Below are 19,911 nucleotides of genomic sequence, written 5' to 3'. Positions count from 1 at the left end.
GCGCCGATACCGGCAATTTTTCGGGTGGCGGTGTTGCCTCCCGATGATTTAATTATCGGTGATTACGCCTTTAAAGTCAATACAAGTACGGAATTTATTTACATGTTTTTATGCCCGTCAGGGCATGGAAGGCGACCGCGCCGGACTCCACCGGACACCGGCCGCAAATCGCCGGAAACTGCGGGACTGACCGGAGCAACAGGCCAACCCCCCTTCCTGCTAAGCCATAACCCAGCCCGCCGCCACGCAGCTGCCGCACGTCCCCCACGGGGGTGCGCAGTGGGCGCCGCGCGCCTGCGCGCGGGTACGGCGGCCCGCCTGCGGGTCGCGGCGCCGTACTGCGAGTTAGCGGCCGCCGCGCGGCCGGTTACGGGGGACACCGCACCGTCACGGCCAGCGCCCCACTGAGCTGCACAATCCACGGATAATGCAGGAGACGAATCATGATAGGAGGCTGAAGGGGAAATGAGCGGCAGCAGGGAAGGGGTTGCCAAGCGGAGCGCGGAGGCCGCAGGCCGGAGGCGTCAGTGGCAGCTGCCCGCGTGAGCGGGCGAGACGCGTAGCGGCTCGATGCGCAGCACAGCAGAACGGCCCCGGAGGGTGACGTCCGGGGTTCGCTTTTAAAGATTTTCGACCACATCAGTAAATCGTAGTGACACCATGAAGCAAAAGTATCGTGCAGACCAGAATCAACAACAGTAACAGCAGACCTTTTTTTCGACGTAATAAAACCGGCCCCAAAGCGCCCGCAAGAAGCACACTCAACACGATTTCCGTTATGCTAATCGTATTCATAATCTCTCACGTTTCCCTTTTTAGAACTCTGCCACACACGGATAAAACCTTATAACAAAGCAACAAAACCCGTTATTCAGACACGGTAATGCCTAGTTTTTTTGCCAGAATTTCAGATGACAAAGAAACCCTTATCGACTTCCCGGTTACAAGGTGAATGATTGTGGCTTCATGCCCTTCAACAGAGTGGGATATTAACTCACGCTGAATGATATGCGTCTCTCCATCATTTCCCGTCACGGCTATTAGGCTCTCTGTAGAACAGGGGTTGATACTACTAATGTTGGTGTTGTTTTCGGTTTTGTTCAGCATCGCTGATCCTCAAATATCGGTTTGTGTTACGTCTGCCGCTTTGCGCTGGATAAGCGACTTAAAGAAATCCGACGCCTTCAGAATATCGCTATCCTGGAAGTCGGGAAATGTCGCTTCTGTCAGCTCCTGCGCCGTACCTGCCCGTATAACGGTTTCATCGCGGATCATCGTTCGCTTAACGCCATCAGCCTGTTTTTTGCTGAAGGAGTGCCGGAAAATAATCGCGTATTGGCCGCCGCTATCCTGATGAACAGAAGTATCCCAGCGATGATTACCCTGTTTACGATAGTGGTGATAGATTTGCTGGCCGTAGCGCTCCTGATCGGAATTACGGTAATCGAACATTAACAGTTCCAAAAGCATTAACCGATCTGGCAATTGCCAGGCGGTAGGGTGTTGAAGTGTCGCTAACATAGTTTCCCCTGAGCGTGACAGTCACGATAAGGCGGGCTTTGCCCGCCTGGTTATCAGTTAATCAATGGCACGATAAATACGATTCTGGCTTTCGTTCTCCAGCGTATTAACGTACTCCCGCAACAGGTGATACCGGTTAGCCATCGTTTCGTTCAGTTCGGCTTTGCCTTCTTCATATGCCAGCCCGCAAAAGTAACTGTAGGCATACAGACAAACAATAATCCCTACTTCGCGCGCGCTGCATTCACCTTCAAAATAGTTAGGTAACGAGAGCCAAAGAGGTTGGGGCGCTTCCATAAAAAACGCGCCATTGCTGGCCTGAAGGTATTCCCAATACCCTCCCTGGTAGTCTTTAGCGTAACGATTCAGAAAGGACTGAATGAAGTGATCTGCGCTGAAGAAAGCGCCACGAAATGCCGCAGGCATGAAGTTCATGCGGGCGTTTTCAGAAATGTAGCGGGCGGTGATTTCGATAGTTTCCATGATACTTCCTCTTTAAGCCGATACCGGCGATGGTTAAGCGGCAGGCACATCACCTGCCACTTTTTAATTATCGTACAATGGGGCGTTAAAGTCAATACAAGTACGGATTATATTTACCTAATTTTATGCCCGTCAGAGCATGGAAGGCGACCTCGCCGGACTCCACCGGACACCGGGGGCAAATCGCCGGAAACTGCGGGACTGACCGGAGCGACAGGCCACCCCCCTCCCTGCTAGCCCGCCGCCACGCGGCCGGTTACAGGGGACACTGAGAAAGCAGAAAGCCAACAAACACTATATATAGCGTTCGTTGGCAGCTGAAGCAGCACTACATATAGTAGAGTACCTGTAAAACTTGCCAACCTGACCATAACAGCGATACTGTATAAGTAAACAGTGATTTGGAAGATCGCTATGAAGGTCGATATTTTTGAAAGCTCCGGCGCCAGCCGGGTACACAGCATCCCTTTTTATCTGCAAAGAATTTCTGCGGGGTTCCCCAGCCCGGCCCAGGGCTATGAAAAGCAGGAGTTAAACCTGCATGAGTATTGTGTTCGTCACCCTTCAGCAACTTACTTCCTGCGGGTTTCTGGCTCGTCAATGGAAGATGGCCGCATCCATGATGGTGACGTACTGGTTGTGGATCGCTCGCTGACGGCCAGCCACGGCTCAATCGTAGTCGCCTGCATCCATAATGAATTTACCGTGAAGCGGCTACTGCTGAGGCCCAGACCCTGCCTGATGCCGATGAACAAAGATTTTCCTGTGTACTACATTGACCCGGATAATGAGAGCGTTGAAATCTGGGGAGTGGTTACGCATTCCCTTATCGAGCATCCGGTATGTTTGCGCTGATTGATGTCAATGGCATGTACGCCAGCTGTGAGCAGGCATTTAGGCCAGATCTGGCAAACCGAGCAGTGGCCGTTTTATCCAACAATGACGGCAACATTGTGGCCCGTAATTACCTGGCGAAGAAAGCGGGCCTGAAAATGGGCGATCCGTACTTCAAAGTCAGACCCATAATCGAGCGTCATAACATCGCTATTTTTAGCTCTAATTACACTCTCTATGCCTCCATGTCGGCCCGGTTCGCGGCCGTAGTTGAGTCCCTTGCAAGCCACGTCGAACAGTATTCAATCGACGAGCTTTTTGTTGACTGCAAAGGGATAACGGCCGCCATGAGCCTTGACGCTTTCGGGCGCCAACTGCGCGAGGAAGTCAGGCGACACACAACGCTGGTATGCGGGGTCGGTATTGCCCGTACTAAGACGCTGGCGAAGCTGTGTAACCACGCTGCAAAAACATGGCCCGCTACTGGCGGGGTGGTTGCTCTGGACGATGGCGCCAGACTGAAGAAATTAATGAGCATCCTGCCGGTTGCGGAAGTCTGGGGCGTCGGCCATCGTACAGAGAAAGCACTCGCCACAATGGGGATCAAAACGGTGCTGGATTTAGCCAGGGCAGATACGCGCCTAATCCGTAAGACGTTTGGTGTTGTGCTTGAAAGAACGGTACGGGAGCTACGCGGCGAGGCTTGCTTCAGCCTGGAAGAAAACCCTCCGGCGAAGCAGCAGATTGTTGTATCGCGCTCATTCGGCCAACGCGTAGTAGCCCTGGCGGATATGCAGCAGGCGATCACCGGATTTGCAGCGCGCGCAGCTGAAAAACTGCGTAATGAGCGGCAATACTGCCGCGTCATAAGCGTCTTTATCCGCACCAGTCCTTATTCAGTGCGTGATACACAGTATGCCAATCAGGCAACCGAAAAACTGACGGTGGCAACCCAGGACAGCCGCACGATAATTCAGGCGGCACAAGCCGCGCTGGCGCGGATCTGGCGGGAAGATATTGCGTATGCAAAAGCAGGGATCATGCTGGCCGATTTCAGCGGAAAGGAGGCCCAGCTGGATTTATTCGACTCTGCTACGCCTTCAGCTGGCAGCGAGGCGTTAATGGCTGTTCTCGATGGCATAAACCGGCGTGGCAAGAGCCAGCTGTTTTTTGCAGGCCAGGGCATCGATAACTCCTTTGCCATGCGCCGTCAGATGTTGTCACCTGATTACACGACAGACTGGCGCTCGATACCAACAGCAACCATCAAATAATTACCGGCGCCGCACGCGGGCCGGTCAACCCCTCAACCGGCCGAAACGAGTTTCGGCGCGGTTTCGCGGTTTTCGGTAAAAGGCGTTTCATCTGTATAAAAGATCAGCTAAATTATGTGTATTGCACAATACATATATGTGAGGTTAACAGTGAATTTGCCTACGCCCGAAACCTACGATGAACTTCAGAGAGCCTACGATTTTTTTAATGAGAAGCTATTCAGCAACGAGCTGCCGCCATGCCTGATAACGTTGCAGCGTGAGAAGCGAACGTATGGCTATTGTTCCTTTAAGCGTTTCGTCGGCCGTGAGAGTGGGTACACGGTAGACGAGATCGCTATGAATCCGGTGTATTTCTCGATCAGAACCATAAAGGCCACGCTTTCAACACTGGTGCATGAGATGGTTCATCAGTGGCAATTCCATTTTGGCGAGCCTGGCCGCCGTGGCTATCACAACAAACAGTGGGCGGCCCGGATGGAACGGGTAGGACTAATGCCTTCTGATACCGGCGAACCGGGAGGCAGGAAAGTGGGCCAGAGCATGACCCATTATATTATTGCCGGTGGCCCTTTCGATATGGCCTGTGATGAACTGCTGACAGGCCATTTCCGGCTTTCCTGGATGGACAGGTTTCCGCCTTACCAGCCTAAGCCTGGCGCTGTGCTAAGCCCTACAGGAAAAGGCTATATTGACGACGAGGAAGATGATAGCGAACACGAACAGGAGGTGGAGGAAGGGCGCGACCCGGTTGAACTCGACGACGAGATCATAGAGGCCATGCGATTTGTAACCCCGCCGCCTGAAGCGCCGGTGAACAAAACAAACCGGGAAAAGTACAGCTGCCCGGTGTGTCATATCAATCTCTGGGGTAAACCGGGGATAGTGGTTTACTGTGGTGGCGAGCACTGTAATAAAGCCGCGTTAGTAGTCTTAAAATAAAGTCCTTTCGGACTTTATTTTTTTTCCATTTCCGAGGTCGTGATGTTATTAATGCTGTACTTCGCGGCTTCTTTTAAAACAGTTTCAGCAAGGCTTGCTGGTATCCAGACCTGAACTAATTTTAATGGTTCGCCGTTCTCGGCTTTAAGAGTGGTGTTCTGGTACAAATCCCAGATTCGCTTAACGGTGCTGGAAATGTTTTGCTTGGAACGGCCTACTCGCGTGGCTACGTCTGATGATTTCTCACCTTTGACAAGCACGGAATAGCCAATATCTGTTGTGATGTGTGCAAAGGAAGCCATTTGCGGCAGCAGCTGTTTCCATTCTGTTTCTGAAATTCTGTTTTTCTGAGCCATCTGTGGCGCCTCCGTAGTTTTGGTTACAGAAAGGATATACTCAGAATAAACTGGGGTCAATACAAGTACGATTTTTATAAACTTTATTTTATTTGAGGGTGAGGCCCGGTGCGGCAGCAGCGCGGGCCTCGATGGTGCCGCGAAGGTGCTGGCGCCATGCTTGGATTAAAACATGAACCGTGAAGAACTGCGAAACTTGTTTTCGCGGTTCTGAGGGGTTGACCGAGCCGCGAAGCGGCGCTGGTAAGCGATGATATGCACATATCCACAGGCATATTTTTAAAAGGTATTTTATAGATTTTTTATCTTTTTAAAGTCTTTTAGAGCTATATAACTCATTGATTTAAAATCATAAATAAGTGTTATCTCTGGGAATCCGCCCACCTTGTTATGGGAATTGGCCCACCTATCTATGGGAAACACCCCACCTTACTATGGGAATTAGCCCACCTTGTTATGGGAATTGGCCCACCTTAGACGAAACTGTAAAAAATGTATTTACTTGTTTGAACTTTGTGGTAGTGTGGAGAGTAATTTTTAACCCACAAAGGCAAGGCTCATGGATAAGTTGCTGAACAAAAAGATAAAAGTTAAGCAGTCTAACGAGCTTACCGAAGCTGCTTACTACCTCTCGCTAAAAGCAAAGCGCGTTCTCTGGTTATGTCTTATGCAGACGTATTTCACAGCTTCAGTAAGCGAAGATGATGATGAGATGGCTGTACTCGGTGACTCTACTTTCAAAGTAAAGGTGGCTGACTATGAGCAAATTTTTCAGGTAAGCCGTAACCAGGCTATCAAGGATGTTAAAGAAGGCGTGTTTGAGTTAAGCCGTTCTGCGGTAATCTTTTACCCGAAAGAAGGAAGTTTTGACTGCGTCGCGCGCCCCTGGCTAACAGAGGCTGGCAGCCGATCAGCTCGTGGTATCTGGGAAATCGAATTTAACCATAAACTCCTGCGGTACATTTACGGCCTGACGAACCAGTTCACCACCTACTCGCTCCGCGATTGTGGCAGTCTTCGAAATCCACGGACGATCCGCCTTTATGAAAGTCTTGCTCAATTCAAATCTTCAGGCTTATGGGTTACTACTCATGCTTGGTTAAATGACCGTTTCCTTTTGCCGGAATCCCAACAGAAGAACTTGGCAGAGTTGAAACGATCTTTCCTTGATCCTGCACTCAAGCAGATAAATGAGAAAACACCTTTACTTGCTAAGTATAGTATTGATGATTCAGGAAAATTTCTGTTCTCAATAATTGATAAGCAAAATCCCGTCTGACATAAATCAGCACACATGAGCCTGTCATTTGACAAATTTTTGTCATGAAGATGGGCGAATTTCCACACAGCACCGGCGCCCGGCAAGGTGGGCGGATTCCCACACGGCACCGGCGCCCGGCAAGGTGGGCGGATTCCCACACGGCACCGGCGCCCGGCAAGGTGGGCGGATTCCCACACGGCTCCGGCGCCCGGCAAGGTGGGCGGATTCCCACACGGCACCGGCGCCCGGCAAGGTGGGCGGATTCCCACACGGCTCCGGCGCCCGGAAAGGGTGGGCGGATTTCCACACAGCACCGGCGCCCGGCAAGGTGGGCGGATTCCCACACGGCACCGGCGCCCGGCAAGGTGGGCGGATTCCCACACGGCACCGGCGCCCGGCAAGGTGGGCGGATTTCCACACGGCACCGGCGCCCGGCAAGGTGGGCGGATTCCCACACGGCACCGGCGCCCGGCAAGGTGGGCGGATTCCCACACAGCACCGGCGCCCGGCAAGGTGGGCGGATTCCCACACGGCACCGGCGCCCGGCAAGGTGGGCGGATTCCCACACGGCTCCGGCGCCCGGAAAGGGTGGGCGGATTTCCACACAGCACCGGCGCCCGGCAAGGTGGGCGGATTCCCACACGGCACCGGCGCCCGGAAAGGGTGGGCGGATTTCCACACAGCACCGGCGCCCGGCAAGGTGGGCGGATTTCCACACGGCACCGGCGCCCGGCAAGGTGGGCGGATTCCCACACGGCACCGGCGCCCGGCAAGGTGGGCGGATTCCCACACGGCTCCGGCGCCCGGCAAGGTGGGCGGATTCCACACGGCACCGGCGCCCGGCAAGGTGGGCGGATTCCCACACGGCTCCGGCGCCCGGAAAGGGTGGGCGGATTTCCACACAGCACCGGCGCCCGGCAAGGTGGGCGGATTCCCACACGGCACCGGCGCCCGGCAAGGTGGGCGGATTCCCACACGGCTCCGGCGCCCGGAAAGGGTGGGCGGATTTCCACACAGCACCGGCGCCCGGCAAGGTGGGCGGATTCCCACACAGCACCGGCGCCCGGAAAGGGTGGGCGGATTTCCACACAGCACCGGCGCCCGGCAAGGTGGGCGGATTTCCACACGGCACCGGCGCCCGGCAAGGTGGGGGGATTCCCACACGGCACCGGCGCCCGGCAAGGTGGGCGGATTCCCACACGGCACCGGCGCCCGGCAAGGTGGGCGGATTCCCACACAGCACCGGCGCCCGGCAAGGTGGGCGGATTCCCACACAGCACCGGCGCCCGGCAAGGTGGGCGGATTCCCACACGGCACCGGCGCCCGGCAAGGTGGGCGGATTTCCACACGGCACCGGCACCCGGCAAGGTGGGCGGATTCCCACACGGCACCGGCGCCCGGCAAGGTGGGCGGATTTCCACACAGCACCGGCGCCCGGCAAGGTGGGTGGATTCCCACACGGCACCGGCGCCCGGTAAGGTGGGCGGATTTCCACACGACAGCGGCGCCCGGCAAGATGGGCGGATTCCCATATCGACATGTATGTAGCTTGTGTTATCCGTGGATTGTGCAGCTCAGCGGGTCGCTGGTCGTATGGCGTAGTGTCCCCCGTAACCGGCCGCGTGCGGCCGCTAACTCGCAGTACGGCGCCGCGACCCGAAGGCGGGCCGCCGTTCCCGCGCGCAGGCGCGCGGCGCCCACTGCGCACCCCGTGGGGACATACGGCAGCTGTGTGGCGGTGAGCGGGATTAGGGCTTTGCAGGGAGGGGGCTGGGTCGGGCGATACGTTCAGCATTGCGGTTTCCGGCGATTTGCGGCCGGTGCCCGTTTAACTCCGGCGTGGTCGCCTTCCATGCCCTGACGGCATAAGAAAATAAAACCGCCATGCTGCGGTCATTCATGATTTTGTGGTGTAGCGATAAATAGTCATGCGAGAAACGTTGAAGCGCTTAGCAACTGCACCAACTGTCATTTCAGGATCAGCAAGTAAGATTCTAATTTGTTTAACATCTTCTTCAGAAAGTGACGGTTTTCTCCCCCACACGGCCCCTTGCGCGTGCAGCTGCAAGGCCTGAGCGCGTTCTTTCAATATTGCGGTTGCGTTCAAAGCTAGAGAATATCGCCATCAGATGAGTATAGATTTCCCCTATAACTGGCGCATTTGTGTCTATTCTGTCCTTGATGGCTATGAAAGTTATTCCGCGTTTCTTCAGGTCGTCGAGTAAAGTAATGACTTGACCCAATGAACCGCCGAGCCGATCTAGTGCCCAAACTACTAGGGTATCTCCCTCGCGCAATGCTTTCAGGCAGTTCTCCAGTTCCGGCGCACCTTTTTTGTCGCGCTTTGGGCCGCTACGTGAGGTCTGATCCTGATAGATTTGCTCACATCCAGCTTTTGTTAGTTCGTCAACCTGGTGCGCCACATCCTGAAGATGCGTAGATTTACGTGCATAGCCGATTTTCATTCTTTTCTCGCTAATTAGTTATGGGGTTATTGTTATGTTGATACAGTAACGAGTTTTGTTACATGAGGGGAGTCATTTTTCGGGAGAAGTCAGGACTTTTCAAGACTGTCACAAAAACCATCGTTTTTGATACATTAATTTAACCAATAGGTTGCAGATCAAATCGCCTGTAACAGCCTTTCTGGCTGTTTGTCGTTTTCAGAAGACGGCTGCACTGAACGTCAGAAGCCGACTGCACTATAGCAGCGGAGGGGTTGGATCCATCAGGCAACGACGGGCTGCTGCCGGCCATCAGCGGACGCAGGGAGGACTTTCCGCAACCGGCCGTTCGATGCGGCACCGATGGCCTTCGCGCAGGGGTAGTGAATCCGCCAGGATTGACTTGCGCTGCCCTACCTCTCACTAGTGAGGGGCGGCAGCGCATCAAGCGGTGAGCGCACTCCGGCACCGCCAACTTTCAGCACATGCGTGTAAATCATCGTCGTAGAGACGTCGGAATGGCCGAGCAGATCCTGCACGGTTCGAATGTCGTAACCGCTGCGGAGCAAGGCCGTCGCGAACGAGTGGCGGAGGGTGTGCGGTGTGGCGGGCTTCGTGATGCCTGCTTGTTCTACGGCACGTTTGAAGGCGCGCTGAAAGGTCTGGTCATACATGTGATGGCGACGCACGACACCGCTCCGTGGATCGGTCGAATGCGTGTGCTGCGCAAAACCCAGAACCACGGCCAGGAATGCCCGGCGCGCGGATACTTCCGCTCAAGGGCGTCGGGAAGCGCAACGCCGCTGCGGCCCTCGGCCTGGTCCTTCAGCCACCATGCCCGTGCACGCGACAGCTGCTCGCGCAGGCTGGGTGCCAAGCTCTCGGGTAACATCAAGGCCCGATCCTGGAGCCCTTGCCCTCCCGCACGATGATCGTGCCGTGATCGAAATCCAGATCCTTGACCCGCAGTTGCAAACCCTCACTGATCCGCATGCCCGTTCCATACAGAAGCTGGGCGAACAAACGATGCTCGCCTTCCAGAAAACCGAGGATGCGAACCACTTCATCCGGGGTCAGCACCACCGGCAAGCGCCGCGACGGCCGAGGTCTTCCGATCTCCTGAAGCCAGGGCAGATCCGTGCACAGCACCTTGCCGTAGAAGAACAGCAAGGCCGCCAATGCCTGACGATGCGTGGAGACCGAAACCTTGCGCTCGTTCGCCAGCCAGGACAGAAATGCCTCGACTTCGCTGCTGCCCAAGGTTGCCGGGTGACGCACACCGTGGAAACGGATGAAGGCACGAACCCAGTGGACATAAGCCTGTTCGGTTCGTAAACTGTAATGCAAGTAGCGTATGCGCTCACGCAACTGGTCCAGAACCTTGACCGAACGCAGCGGTGGTAACGGCGCAGTGGCGGTTTTCATGGCTTGTTATGACTGTTTTTTGTACAGTCTATGCCTCGGGCATCAAGCAGCAAGCGCGTTACGCCGTGGGTCGATGTTTGATGTTATGGAGCAGCAACGATGTTACGCAGCAGGGCAGTCGCCCTAAAACAAAGTTAACCCAGGATGAGAACCTTGAAAGTATCATTGATGGCTGCGAAAGCGAAAAACGGCGTGATTGGTTGCGGTCCAGACATACCCTGGTCCGCGAAAGGGGAGCAGCTACTTTTTAAAGCATTGACCTACAATCAGTGGCTTCTGGTGGGTCGCAAGACGTTTGAATCTATGGGCGCACTCCCCAATAGGAAATACGCGGTCGTTACCCGCTCAGGTTGGACATCAAATGATGACAATGTAGTTGTATTTCAGTCAATCGAAGAGGCCATGGACAGGCTAGCTGAATTCACCGGTCACGTTATAGTGTCTGGTGGCGGAGAAATTTACCGAGAAACATTACCCATGGCCTCTACGCTCCACTTATCGACGATCGACATCGAGCCAGAGGGGATGTTTTCTTCCCGAGTATTCCAAATACCTTCGAAGTTGTTTTTGAGCAACACTTTACTTCAAACATTAACTATTGCTATCAAATTTGGAAAAAGGGTTAACAAAGCTATGCAATCGACGGCAAAAAGCTTCGTTCGCTTCGCGCACTACGCCTTTTCCGCGATTGATAGCGACGTTATGTGAATATTGAAATGAGCATTCCAAAGAAAGGAAGTAGAAAAATTATCGTGGGCGAAAATGAGTTTTTGTGGCTCATTAGGTCAAAACTCACATATTCGCAGGACTGTTTAGGTACAGAAATGACTGCGGTCGTTGAACCGGATGCCGGTCCTCACTGATGAAGAAGTGAACACCGTACGGGAATCGTGCCGGCAGCTTGGAGCTATCGGCCGGAACCTCAACCAGGTGGCCAGGGCCTTGAACATCGAGTTCAGGGAAAGTGACAAGCTCAAGCAAGAGGCCATCGAAAAACTGGCCGAACGGATCGACCAGCATTTGGACCATGTGTCTGAGCTGTTCGATAAGACCTGGAGCCGGTGGCACGATTGTCATTTTCAGAAGACGACTGCACCAGTTGATTGGGCGTAATGGCTGTTGTGCAGCCAGCTCCTGACAGTTCAATATCAGAAGTGATCTGCACCAATCTCGACTATGCTCAATACTCGTGTGGGCTCTGTTGCAAAAATCGTGAAGCTTGAGCATGCTTGGCGGAGATTGGACGGACGGAACGATGACGGATTTCAAGTGGCGCCATTTCCAGGGTGATGTGATCCTGTGGGCGGTGCGCTGGTATTGTCGCTATCCGATCAGCTATCGCGACCTTGAGGAAATGCTGGCGGAACGCGGCATTTCGGTCGACCATACGACGATCTATCGCTGGGTCCAGTGCTACGCCCCGGAGATGGAGAAGCGGCTGCGCTGGTTCTGGCGGCGTGGCTTTGATCCGAGCTGGCGCCTGGATGAAACCTACGTCAAGGTGCGGGGCAAGTGGACCTACCTGTACCGGGCAGTCGACAAGCGGGGCGACACGATCGATTTCTACCTGTCGCCGACCCGCAGCGCCAAGGCAGCGAAGCGGTTCCTGGGCAAGGCCCTGCGAGGCCTGAAGCACTGGGAAAAGCCTGCCACGCTCAATACCGACAAAGCGCCGAGCTATGGTGCAGCGATCACCGAATTGAAGCGCGAAGGAAAGCTGGACCGGGAGACGGCCCACCGGCAGGTGAAGTATCTCAATAACGTGATCGAGGCCGATCACGGAAAGCTCAAGATACTGATCAAGCCGGTGCGCGGTTTCAAATCGATCCCCACGGCCTATGCCACGATCAAGGGATTCGAAGTCATGCGAGCCCTGCGCAAGGACAGGCTCGCCCCTGGTGCCTGCAGCCCGGCATCAGGGGCGAGGTGCGCCTTGTGGAGAGAGCTTTGGCATTGGGCCCTCGGCGCTGACGGAGGCCATGGGCATGCTCAACCACCATTTCGCAGCAGCCGCCTGATCGGCGCAGAGCGACAGCCTACCTCTGACTGCCGCCAATCTTTGCAACAGAGCCTCCGTCGCCATGCTCACCTCGCTTTGGTGCACACGAGTATTGAGCATAGTCGAGATTGGTGCAGATCACTTCTGATATTGAACTGTCAGGAGCTGGCTGCACAACAGCCATTACGCCCAATCAACTGGTGCAGTCGTCTTCTGAAAATGACACTGTTTGTATATAATCATGAAAAAATGGTGAGTAGAGTTTCAGGGTAACAGGGGATGCTTATGTCGGTTTTCCACAACTGGCTACTTGAGATCGCATGTGAGAATTACTTCGTCTACATCAAACGCCTTTCCGCCAACGATACCGGCGCAACAGGTGGTCACCAGGTAGGGCTTTATATCCCTTCAGGTATCGTTGAAAAACTCTTTCCGTCTATCAACCATACCCGTGAACTGAACCCTTCGGTTTTTCTCACCGCACATGTGTCATCGCATGATTGCCCTGACAGCGAAGCCAGGGCAATTTATTATAACAGCCGTCATTTTGGTAAAACCCGGAATGAAAAAGGATTACCCGCTGGGGTAGAGGCAGCCCACTTCAGGATCCTGAAAATACAGGGGCTCTGACGCTCCTGGCTTTCAAGCTTGATGAGCAAGGGGGGACTGTAAGGAAGTAAATATTTGGGTATGCGCCAGCACTGATGAAGAGGACGTCATTGAGACCGCTATTGGTGAAGTTATACCCGGAGCGCTTATATCCGGCCCCGCAGGACAGATTCTAGGCGGACTATCTCTACAGCAAGCGCCAGTAAATCATAAATATATTCTACCTGAAGACTGGCACCTGCGCTTTCCGTCGGGAAGTGAAATTATTCAGTATGCAGCCAGCCATTATGTGAAAAATTCCCTTGATCCGGATGAGCAACTTCTTGACCGCCGGCGCGTGGAGTACGACATATTTCTATTGGTTGAGGAACTGCATGTTCTGGATATCATCCGGAAAGGATTTGGCTCTGTGGATGAATTTATTGCGCTGGCCAATTCTGTCAGCAATCGCCGTAAATCCAGAGCCGGGAAGTCGCTGGAACTGCACCTGGAGCATCTATTCATTGAGCACGGCCTGCGACACTTTGCGACGCAGGCCATCACAGAAGGTAATAAAAACCCGATTTCCTTTTCCCTTCCGCAGGGGCTTACCACGATACTGAGTTTCCCGTAGAAAATCTGCGCATGCTGGCAGTCAAGACTACCTGTAAGGATCGCTGGCGTCAGATACTGAATGAGGCCGATAAAATTCATCAGGTGCATCTGTTTACACTCCAGGAGGGAGTTTCTCTGGCTCAATATCGGGAGATGCGGGAGTCGGGTGTCAGATTGGTCGTGCCATCATCTCTGCACAAAAAATACCCGGAGGCGGTGAGAGCTGAGCTAATGACGCTAGGTGCGTTTATTGCTGAGCTGACAGGGCTTTACGCAGATATTCCATAGATTATCTCCCGGCATAAATACCGGGAGGAGCGATCAGATTCGTTCAACCTTGCACGAATCGGCATTAACCGCTTTCAGGATATAAGGTTCAAGCAGTTTGGCTACGGCTTCAAACACGGGCACCACTACGGAGTTACCGAACTGCCTGTACGACTGAGTGTCTGACACAGGAATGCGAAAAGGCCTGCCATCTACTTTTTCAAAACCCATAAGGCGCGCGCACTCTCGCGGAGTCAGCCTGCGGGGCCGATGCGCCTGATTTTCTTCGTTCGCGAAGTCTGTTTCACCTGTGGCCATATCCCAGCCACGGTCTATCAGAATTTCAGACCCGTCTTTGTGATAGCGAGCAGAAAGCGTACGGGCAATGCTTTCTTTATTTTCAGGATTAACGAGGCCAAAACCGAATCCGTTACCCTTAGCTGCGTGCTTTTTGGCGTAGTTATAGAGATACTCCCAGAGTTTCGGCGTCAGTATATATTTGCTGTCAACCACGGGTTCCAGCAGTTCGCCAAATGACGGACGCTGTTCCGGATAAAAACGACTAATATCGCGCAGGGTAAAGCCCTGGTGAATGTTCAGATCACGGCGGAAACCGACCAAAACGATACGTTCTCGGTGCTGAGGTAAAAAGTGCTTTCCGTCGATAACTTTAGGATCGTTTTTGCCCATCTCAGCTGCATCCGCAACTTCATAGCCCAGTTCGTCGAGGGTATCCATGATGACTTTAAAGGTTTTACCCTTGTCATGGCTCTTCAGGTTTTTAACGTTTTCAAGAACAAAGATGGCAGGTTTTTTTGCGCGGATAATACGCGCCACATCGAAGAAAAGCGTTCCCTGAGCCTCACATTCGAAACCATGCGCGCGCCCGAGCGAGTTTTTCTTGCTTACGCCCGCAAGGCTAAACGGTTGACAGGGAAACCTGCTAGAAGTACATCATGATCCGGCACATGCTCATTAATGTAAGCATAGGCATCGTTTTCAGGTACTTCAGGTTTATCACTGAGCGTGACTTCACGAATATCGAGATTGAAAGTGTGTTCCTGAGCATCGTTAAACCAGTTAGCTTTATATGTGCGCACAGCCTCTTTATTCCATTCACTGGTAAAAACGCACTGGCCACCGATGGTTTCGAAGCCCTTCCGTATACCTCCAATCCCAGCAAACAGGTCAATAAACCGGAAGGCATAGTCAGGGTGATGTGCAGGCGCTTCCGGAAGCATTTTTCGTAGAAGTTCCTCTTCGGCTAACGTCAGCGTCTTAGGTGAGCACTTACCATTAATCCAGCGATTAAGAGTCTCGCGACTCCACTCATTTTTACCAACTTTTCTAAGCAGTTCAGCCACGTACTTCTGGTCATAGATTTCCAGCACCTGCCCGAGCAGCTTTTTATCATTTTCCTGTCGCAGTTGTTCTTCCGCTTCTGCTTTCTCAAGCAGATCCTGCGCCAGTAATTCAAATTCAGACATATTGCCTCCATTGGGTCTTATGGGTGAAACTGTATCACTCATTTGACCCAGATTGAATGTTTTTATCTGGATATTTAAACAGGTTTATTGTTAGGTAACGCACGTTGGCCACGCTGGAGCGTCTTCTGGGCCTGCTGTCGGCCTTTGAGGTCGTGGTATGGATGACGGATGGCTGGCCGCTGTATGAACCCCGCCTGAAGGGAAAGCTGCACGTTATCAGCAAGCGTTACACTCAGCGCATTGAGCGACATAACCTGAATCTGAGACAACATCTGGCAAGGCTGGGACGGAAGTCACTGTCGTTCTCAAAATCGGTGGAGCTGCATGACAAGGTCATCGGGCATTATCTGAACATAAAACACTATCAGTAAGTTGGAGTCATTACCGGTTCTCTTTGTCTTTTAGTGATTCTATAAACCTCATTACGTCTGAATATAAAAATCTATTATTTGATTTATGTGGCTCATGAGGTTGTGGGATGGTCTTGTTTTTGAATGTGCCAGTTTTCTTAATGGCAAAGATTAACTCACCTTCTGTTATTCCTAACATTTCAGCAAATGTTTTTGCTTCTATAGTTACTGACTTCATTTAATTAACTCTCATGGTATCGATTTTCTTTACCGGCATCTTTAACAATGGTGCTCGTTTCTAGTGTTGCTGCGGTACGCTTCATCATCGTCTGCGGGGCGGTTGCGATAGTGAAGGAGCTGCCGGGCGTGAGCAAATCTATCAGGCGCTGGCCGCTGATAATCTCCATCCGTTCACTGGCAATACTGACAGATTTTGAACCTGCGCCGGTTTTCCCGGTATGGCAAAACAGACCGCGACAGTTATGACGTTTAAGCAACTTCTCGAACTCCTGTACGTGCTGTAAAGCAATATGGCCGCGATAGCGTTTAGCCTGAATAAGATAGCGATATTTTCCTATTATTACCTGGCCGTCAATGCCTCCATCGCCGGTATAGCGTTTGTTTCTGATGGTTCTGAAGCCATGCGCTTCAAATCCTTCCAGCAACAGTTCTTCAAACACAAAAGGATCAATTTTCCTCAGGTAGTTAATTTTTTGTGGGAAGCCCGGCAACGTCTTTATGCGCTCCAGCACCCGCCGCGCACTTTGCTGCTTCCTTTTGTGTCGCCTGTGCCGTACTGAACGCCGGAAGAATACAACGGCAAGCAGTGCGATGGCGCTGCAAGCCCATAGAATAAGGTTTTCTGTAGTGGGGAAGGGGATCATGGTCATAGTGGGCTTTCTGAGGGTAAAGAAAGGGCGGTTAAACCGCCCTGGTGTTTAGCGACGGCTGTATACCTGCCACGAAGCGCTGCCTGACTGATTCTGGCAAATCCGCCCGTAAAGTACGGTGCCGGTCGAGTAGCGGGCGCCATTCAGATAGCAATAGCCGCTGGATTGCAGCAGTTCGTTGCGCAGCTTTTCTTCCTGCTTTGATAGCCGGGACTCCGCAGACTGCAAACGAACGGATAATTCGTTAATCTGGCGTTGCTGGTTATTCAGCTGGCTCTGCATCGCATTACCTTTATCCTGGCTGACGCAACCAGTTAAGAGAGCTGTACAGGCTAATGCACTTAATATTATTTTTTTCACGTTGGCTCCTTAAATTGAGATTATTCCTAGTTCGCCTATAAGCGAACTTTCCCGTATTTACTTATGATCTGGCTTATCATCGACTGGTTACTTCCACCTTCGCCATTATCCGGGCATTCATTAAGAAAAGCCTTCCTGGCATCCTTCGTGTGGTTGGGTAAAAAGCCGTGCTTGTTCTTTTTAACGATATTGAAGAAAGCAGCTTCAGCACTGTTACACTCGCTTCCGCCGCTATCGCCGGTGAGCTTGCCCGCCATGCACATAATAACTTTGCAGGGATCTTCAGCATGGCTGGCAGGAATATAAAGCAGACTACCAGCTGCTATCAGAGGTATTAAGAGTTTCTTCATTGTTTTGTCCTTAACAGTTTGTTCAGATATACACTCGCCAGAATGTTGATAACGGTAAGCAATATTAATAATAACGCTGCGTTATAAATAGATTTGTAACCTATATCGCCTGCAATATATTCGACAACAAAAACGAAAATCGTTAAAATTGTGTAAAACTTGATTAACTTTCCTGTAATTTTCTTAACAATATAAGCAACTGAATAAGAGCCGGATTTGATGATGCTGGCGAGTAACCTGATCGCATGGACACGAAATTTTCTAAAAATGGGCGGAATGGAAGATGCCTTTTTCTTCCTTCTGCTTTTTTGCCTTTCCGCAAAATCAATAAGTTCGCCCATTTTTATACCCTCCGGTTATATCTTCAGATCATCAAGTGATAAACCACTATCAAGCAGCTCTTTGAGCCATGTGGGTCGGCGGCCAGTCCCGGACCAGGTATTTTCTGCGTTCCTGGGGTCGCGGTATTTTGCTGGTCTATGTTCTCTGGGGTTGGCTACGCCCTGCATCTTCATGGCTTCCAGGCTAATGCCAGCGTCCAATTTTGCAGTTAGCCAGGCCGGGCGCTTCCCTATACCAGTCCACGTATTAAAAGGGTTATCCGGGTCACGATACACGGGTTCGCCTTTTGGTCGTTTTTCTGATTTCAGGGGAACCAGCATCACCTTCCTTCCTTCAGCGGTTTTCTTTTCGTTTCTTCTTGACACGATCTCATTAGCCCTTATCATAAACAAAAGTCGTCGAAATTACAATTACGCGGTGAAACATAAATGAGTAAACATCCAAAACTCCTGGTTCTCGCTCTGGCCTGCCTTGCTTGTGCTGGCCGTGCCAGTGCTGCGCCTGCCTCCGATGAAGTTGCCAGGCTTGCGCAGAGATGTGCGCCTGATGTTTCACCCTTAACGATGGCGTACATCGTCGGCCATGAGTCCTCAAATGGGCCGTACAGGATCAATATTAACGGTAGTATTCAGTTAAAACAGCAACCGCGTACTGAAGCTGAGGCCGTCAGCGTTGCGAAAGTTCTGCTGAAGGATAATAAAAGTTTTGATATGGGCCTTGCACAAATTAACTCAAATAATTTAGTGGGCCTGGGTCTTTCGGTTGACGATATTTTCAAACCCTGCATCAACCTGCGGGCGAGCCAGACCATCCTTAAAGCCTGTTATGATAGCGCCCTGAAATCCTACCCAGCCGGGCAGGTTGCGCTGAGACACGCGCTTTCCTGCTACAACACCGGCTCACTCACAAACGGGATTTCTAACGGGTATGTCACGAAAGTTATCAACGTGGCGCGTCAATCAACTGATTTGAAAATCCCTACGCTGCTACCTGACGGCCAGACCAGTGAGGACAGCACCGCGACTGAGCCTCAGCAGGCAAAAAGTACGGCGCCGCAGTATGACGGTGAACAAGATGTTTTTGGTTCGGGTGATGGCGATGCCTTCAGCCGAAATAATACGGATGCCTTTTTAACCAGACAGGAAACAGCGAAGGGGGAATGAGGTTATGGATGGAACGTTTGTACCTTGTATTGCAATCACAGATCCTGGAGCTATTTGAAGCAGGAAAAGTGAAGGAGGTAACGATAGAACGGGTTTCATTAAAGAAGTGGTATCCCGTTTTTCAGATAGACGATGAACAGCTGGGCCAGATCGCATGTTCCATTAGGGTTAACAAAGAGCATGAGCTACGAACCTGGGCTGATTTAAGGCTACTGGCAGAGTTTTTGAAAGATAAGTGTGGCGTTGAAGAATGCCGGTTAAATCTGCAATCAACAGAAGATAGTGAGTAAGGAGAAAGTATGACCACGTTGTTTAAGAAGTATGGCCCTGCGGTAGTTATGGGCGTTTTGTCCATTGCCCTGCCGCAAATTGCGCTGGCCGCTGGCACCGATACTGGTGAATCAACCGCTACATCAATCCAGACGTGGTTGAGCACATGGATTCCAATTGGTTGTGCTATTGCGATCATGGTTAGTTGCTTTATGTGGATGCTTCACGTAATCCCAGCCAGCTTTATTCCTCGTATCGTAATCTCGCTGATTGGTATTGGTTCTGCATCATTTCTGGTTTCCCTGACGGGCGTAGGAAGCTGAACAACGCGAAAAGGGGGGACTTTTGTCCCCCAAAGTGAGGACTACAAAGATGTTCGTTGACGGGAAAAGACCGCTTTTCAAAGGTGCGACTCGCTTACCTCGCGCGCTGGGTGTACCACGTAATGTAGCTATGATGATATTCATGATTTCTGCCTCGCTTTTTATGATTATTCATATGTGGGCGATTCTGGTGTTCGTCTTTTTGTGGATTCCTTCAGCTGCATTAACAAAATATGACGACCGCATGTTTCGAATTATGGGCCTGTGGTTGAAAACCAAATTCAGTAATTGGTTTGATTCTCCGTTTAAGCAGTGGGGAGGATCGTCTTATTCCTCTGTTGACTACAAACGTAAGGGTTTAAAATAA

Annotated in this window: 18 protein-coding genes and 10 pseudogenes; 14 read left to right on the top strand and 14 right to left on the bottom strand. The window is 52.0% G+C overall.

What is annotated here, in order from left to right:
• Nucleotides 1-867: 867 nt before the first annotated feature.
• From L3069_RS25860 to ardB, 3 genes are read right to left on the bottom strand one after another with little or no spacing between them, the layout of a single operon-like run.
• Nucleotides 868-1,107 (bottom strand): hypothetical protein, encoded by a 240-nt coding sequence (locus L3069_RS25860; RefSeq protein ID WP_000932975.1) that lies wholly within the window; start codon nucleotides 1,105-1,107, stop codon nucleotides 868-870.
• A 9-nt stretch (nucleotides 1,108-1,116) separates the two neighbouring features.
• Entirely contained in the window at nucleotides 1,117-1,521 is a 405-nt protein-coding gene (ardR, locus tag L3069_RS25855; protein WP_000881513.1) for an antirestriction protein ArdAB regulator ArdR, read from the bottom strand.
• Nucleotides 1,522-1,578: 57 nt separating this feature from the next.
• Entirely contained in the window at nucleotides 1,579-2,004 is a 426-nt protein-coding gene (ardB, locus tag L3069_RS25850; protein ID WP_000447669.1) for an antirestriction protein ArdB, read from the bottom strand.
• A gap of 414 nt (nucleotides 2,005-2,418) precedes the next feature.
• Between ardB and mucA the strand changes: the two genes are divergently transcribed.
• From mucA to L3069_RS25835, 3 genes are all read left to right on the top strand, one after another.
• The gene (mucA, locus tag L3069_RS25845) at nucleotides 2,419-2,859 is read left to right on the top strand and encodes a translesion error-prone DNA polymerase V autoproteolytic subunit MucA (RefSeq protein WP_000861760.1); all 441 of its coding nucleotides are present in this window, start codon (nucleotides 2,419-2,421) and stop codon (nucleotides 2,857-2,859) included.
• A complete protein-coding gene (mucB, locus tag L3069_RS25840; protein WP_001749980.1) occupies nucleotides 2,847-4,112 on the top strand; it encodes a translesion error-prone DNA polymerase V subunit MucB in 1,266 nt (421 codons plus the stop codon). Before mucA ends, mucB begins: the two co-directional genes overlap by 13 nt.
• A gap of 150 nt (nucleotides 4,113-4,262) precedes the next feature.
• Nucleotides 4,263-5,054, top strand: a complete 792-nt coding sequence (locus tag L3069_RS25835; protein ID WP_001452808.1) for a SprT-like domain-containing protein — start codon at nucleotides 4,263-4,265, stop codon at nucleotides 5,052-5,054.
• Nucleotides 5,055-5,068: 14 nt separating this feature from the next.
• On the opposite strand, the gene ardK is transcribed toward L3069_RS25835, so the two are convergent.
• Complete coding sequence (gene ardK / locus L3069_RS25830; protein WP_000057569.1) at nucleotides 5,069-5,410, bottom strand: antirestriction protein ArdAB regulator ArdK; 342 nt, start codon at nucleotides 5,408-5,410, stop codon at nucleotides 5,069-5,071.
• 559 nt (nucleotides 5,411-5,969) lie between these two features.
• Here ardK and L3069_RS25825 point away from each other — a divergent pair.
• Nucleotides 5,970-6,689 carry a replication initiation protein gene (locus tag L3069_RS25825; RefSeq protein ID WP_001749982.1) on the top strand — a complete coding sequence of 240 codons (720 nt, stop codon included), beginning with the start codon at nucleotides 5,970-5,972 and terminating at the stop codon, nucleotides 6,687-6,689.
• Between the two features lie 1,879 nt (nucleotides 6,690-8,568).
• Here L3069_RS25825 and L3069_RS25820 read toward each other — a convergent pair.
• Together L3069_RS25820 and intI1 are read right to left on the bottom strand one after the other, a co-directional pair.
• A pseudogene (locus L3069_RS25820) lies at nucleotides 8,569-9,136 on the bottom strand (recombinase family protein).
• Between the two features lie 392 nt (nucleotides 9,137-9,528).
• Nucleotides 9,529-10,540, bottom strand: a pseudogene (gene intI1, locus L3069_RS25815) (class 1 integron integrase IntI1).
• 153 nt (nucleotides 10,541-10,693) lie between these two features.
• On the opposite strand from intI1, the pseudogene dfrA14 reads away from it, so the two are divergent.
• The 4 pseudogenes from dfrA14 to L3069_RS25795 all read left to right on the top strand — a co-directional run bounded on the left by dfrA14 (nucleotide 10,694) and on the right by L3069_RS25795 (nucleotide 12,558).
• Nucleotides 10,694-11,166, top strand: a pseudogene (dfrA14, locus tag L3069_RS25810) (trimethoprim-resistant dihydrofolate reductase DfrA14).
• A 220-nt stretch (nucleotides 11,167-11,386) separates the two neighbouring features.
• Nucleotides 11,387-11,500: pseudogene (mobC, locus tag L3069_RS25805) on the top strand (plasmid mobilization relaxosome protein MobC); the annotation flags it as partial.
• 103 nt (nucleotides 11,501-11,603) lie between these two features.
• Nucleotides 11,604-11,678 (top strand): annotated as a pseudogene (locus L3069_RS25800) (EAL domain-containing protein); the annotation flags it as partial.
• A gap of 117 nt (nucleotides 11,679-11,795) precedes the next feature.
• Nucleotides 11,796-12,558: pseudogene (locus L3069_RS25795) on the top strand (IS6-like element IS6100 family transposase).
• A 139-nt stretch (nucleotides 12,559-12,697) separates the two neighbouring features.
• Here the strand turns inward: L3069_RS25795 and L3069_RS25790 are convergent.
• Nucleotides 12,698-12,763: pseudogene (locus L3069_RS25790) on the bottom strand (EAL domain-containing protein); the annotation flags it as partial.
• A 61-nt stretch (nucleotides 12,764-12,824) separates the two neighbouring features.
• On the opposite strand from L3069_RS25790, the pseudogene L3069_RS25785 reads away from it, so the two are divergent.
• Nucleotides 12,825-14,030: pseudogene (locus L3069_RS25785) on the top strand (type II site-specific deoxyribonuclease).
• Between the two features lie 33 nt (nucleotides 14,031-14,063).
• Here L3069_RS25785 and L3069_RS25780 read toward each other — a convergent pair.
• Nucleotides 14,064-15,496, bottom strand: a pseudogene (locus L3069_RS25780) (DNA cytosine methyltransferase).
• Between the two features lie 98 nt (nucleotides 15,497-15,594).
• Between L3069_RS25780 and L3069_RS25775 the strand changes: the two are divergent.
• A pseudogene (locus L3069_RS25775) lies at nucleotides 15,595-15,867 on the top strand (IS1 family transposase); the annotation flags it as partial.
• A gap of 10 nt (nucleotides 15,868-15,877) precedes the next feature.
• On the opposite strand, the gene L3069_RS25770 reads toward L3069_RS25775, so the two are convergent.
• From L3069_RS25770 to L3069_RS25745, 6 genes are read right to left on the bottom strand one after another with little or no spacing between them, the layout of a single operon-like run.
• Nucleotides 15,878-16,084, bottom strand: a complete 207-nt coding sequence (locus tag L3069_RS25770) for a hypothetical protein (RefSeq protein WP_001749967.1) — start codon at nucleotides 16,082-16,084, stop codon at nucleotides 15,878-15,880.
• Between the two features lie 4 nt (nucleotides 16,085-16,088).
• On the bottom strand, nucleotides 16,089-16,730 hold the full coding sequence (locus L3069_RS25765; protein WP_001749966.1) for a restriction endonuclease: 642 nt from the start codon (nucleotides 16,728-16,730) through the stop codon (nucleotides 16,089-16,091).
• Between the two features lie 54 nt (nucleotides 16,731-16,784).
• Entirely contained in the window at nucleotides 16,785-17,096 is a 312-nt protein-coding gene (locus L3069_RS25760) for a hypothetical protein (RefSeq protein ID WP_001452736.1), read from the bottom strand.
• Between the two features lie 35 nt (nucleotides 17,097-17,131).
• Nucleotides 17,132-17,446, bottom strand: coding sequence for a TrbM/KikA/MpfK family conjugal transfer protein (locus tag L3069_RS25755; protein ID WP_001749965.1), 315 nt, complete (start codon nucleotides 17,444-17,446; stop codon nucleotides 17,132-17,134).
• Nucleotides 17,443-17,787, bottom strand: coding sequence for a hypothetical protein (locus tag L3069_RS25750; RefSeq protein ID WP_001749964.1), 345 nt, complete (start codon nucleotides 17,785-17,787; stop codon nucleotides 17,443-17,445). Before L3069_RS25750 ends, L3069_RS25755 begins: the two co-directional genes overlap by 4 nt.
• Before the next feature lie 15 nt (nucleotides 17,788-17,802).
• Nucleotides 17,803-18,108: an H-NS family nucleoid-associated regulatory protein gene (locus L3069_RS25745; protein ID WP_000960954.1), complete on the bottom strand. Its 306-nt coding sequence runs from the start codon at nucleotides 18,106-18,108 to the stop codon at nucleotides 17,803-17,805.
• Between the two features lie 108 nt (nucleotides 18,109-18,216).
• On the opposite strand from L3069_RS25745, the gene L3069_RS25740 reads away from it, so the two are divergent.
• From L3069_RS25740 to L3069_RS25725, 4 genes are read left to right on the top strand one after another with little or no spacing between them, the layout of a single operon-like run.
• A complete protein-coding gene (locus tag L3069_RS25740; RefSeq protein ID WP_001749963.1) occupies nucleotides 18,217-18,951 on the top strand; it encodes a lytic transglycosylase domain-containing protein in 735 nt (244 codons plus the stop codon).
• Nucleotides 18,952-18,959: 8 nt separating this feature from the next.
• On the top strand, nucleotides 18,960-19,241 hold the full coding sequence (korA, locus tag L3069_RS25735) for a transcriptional repressor KorA (RefSeq protein WP_000440698.1): 282 nt from the start codon (nucleotides 18,960-18,962) through the stop codon (nucleotides 19,239-19,241).
• Between the two features lie 9 nt (nucleotides 19,242-19,250).
• Nucleotides 19,251-19,544, top strand: a complete 294-nt coding sequence (locus L3069_RS25730; RefSeq protein WP_001749962.1) for a hypothetical protein — start codon at nucleotides 19,251-19,253, stop codon at nucleotides 19,542-19,544.
• Nucleotides 19,545-19,593: 49 nt separating this feature from the next.
• Nucleotides 19,594-19,911: a VirB3 family type IV secretion system protein gene (locus L3069_RS25725; protein WP_000496058.1), complete on the top strand. Its 318-nt coding sequence runs from the start codon at nucleotides 19,594-19,596 to the stop codon at nucleotides 19,909-19,911.

It is taken from the genome of Enterobacter cloacae complex sp. ECL411, from assembly GCF_021869665.1.
GTDB classification, from domain to species: domain Bacteria; phylum Pseudomonadota; class Gammaproteobacteria; order Enterobacterales; family Enterobacteriaceae; genus Enterobacter; species Enterobacter intestinihominis.
The sequence above is the reverse complement of the archived record's forward strand: the minus strand, read 5'-3'. Positions and strand labels throughout refer to the sequence as shown.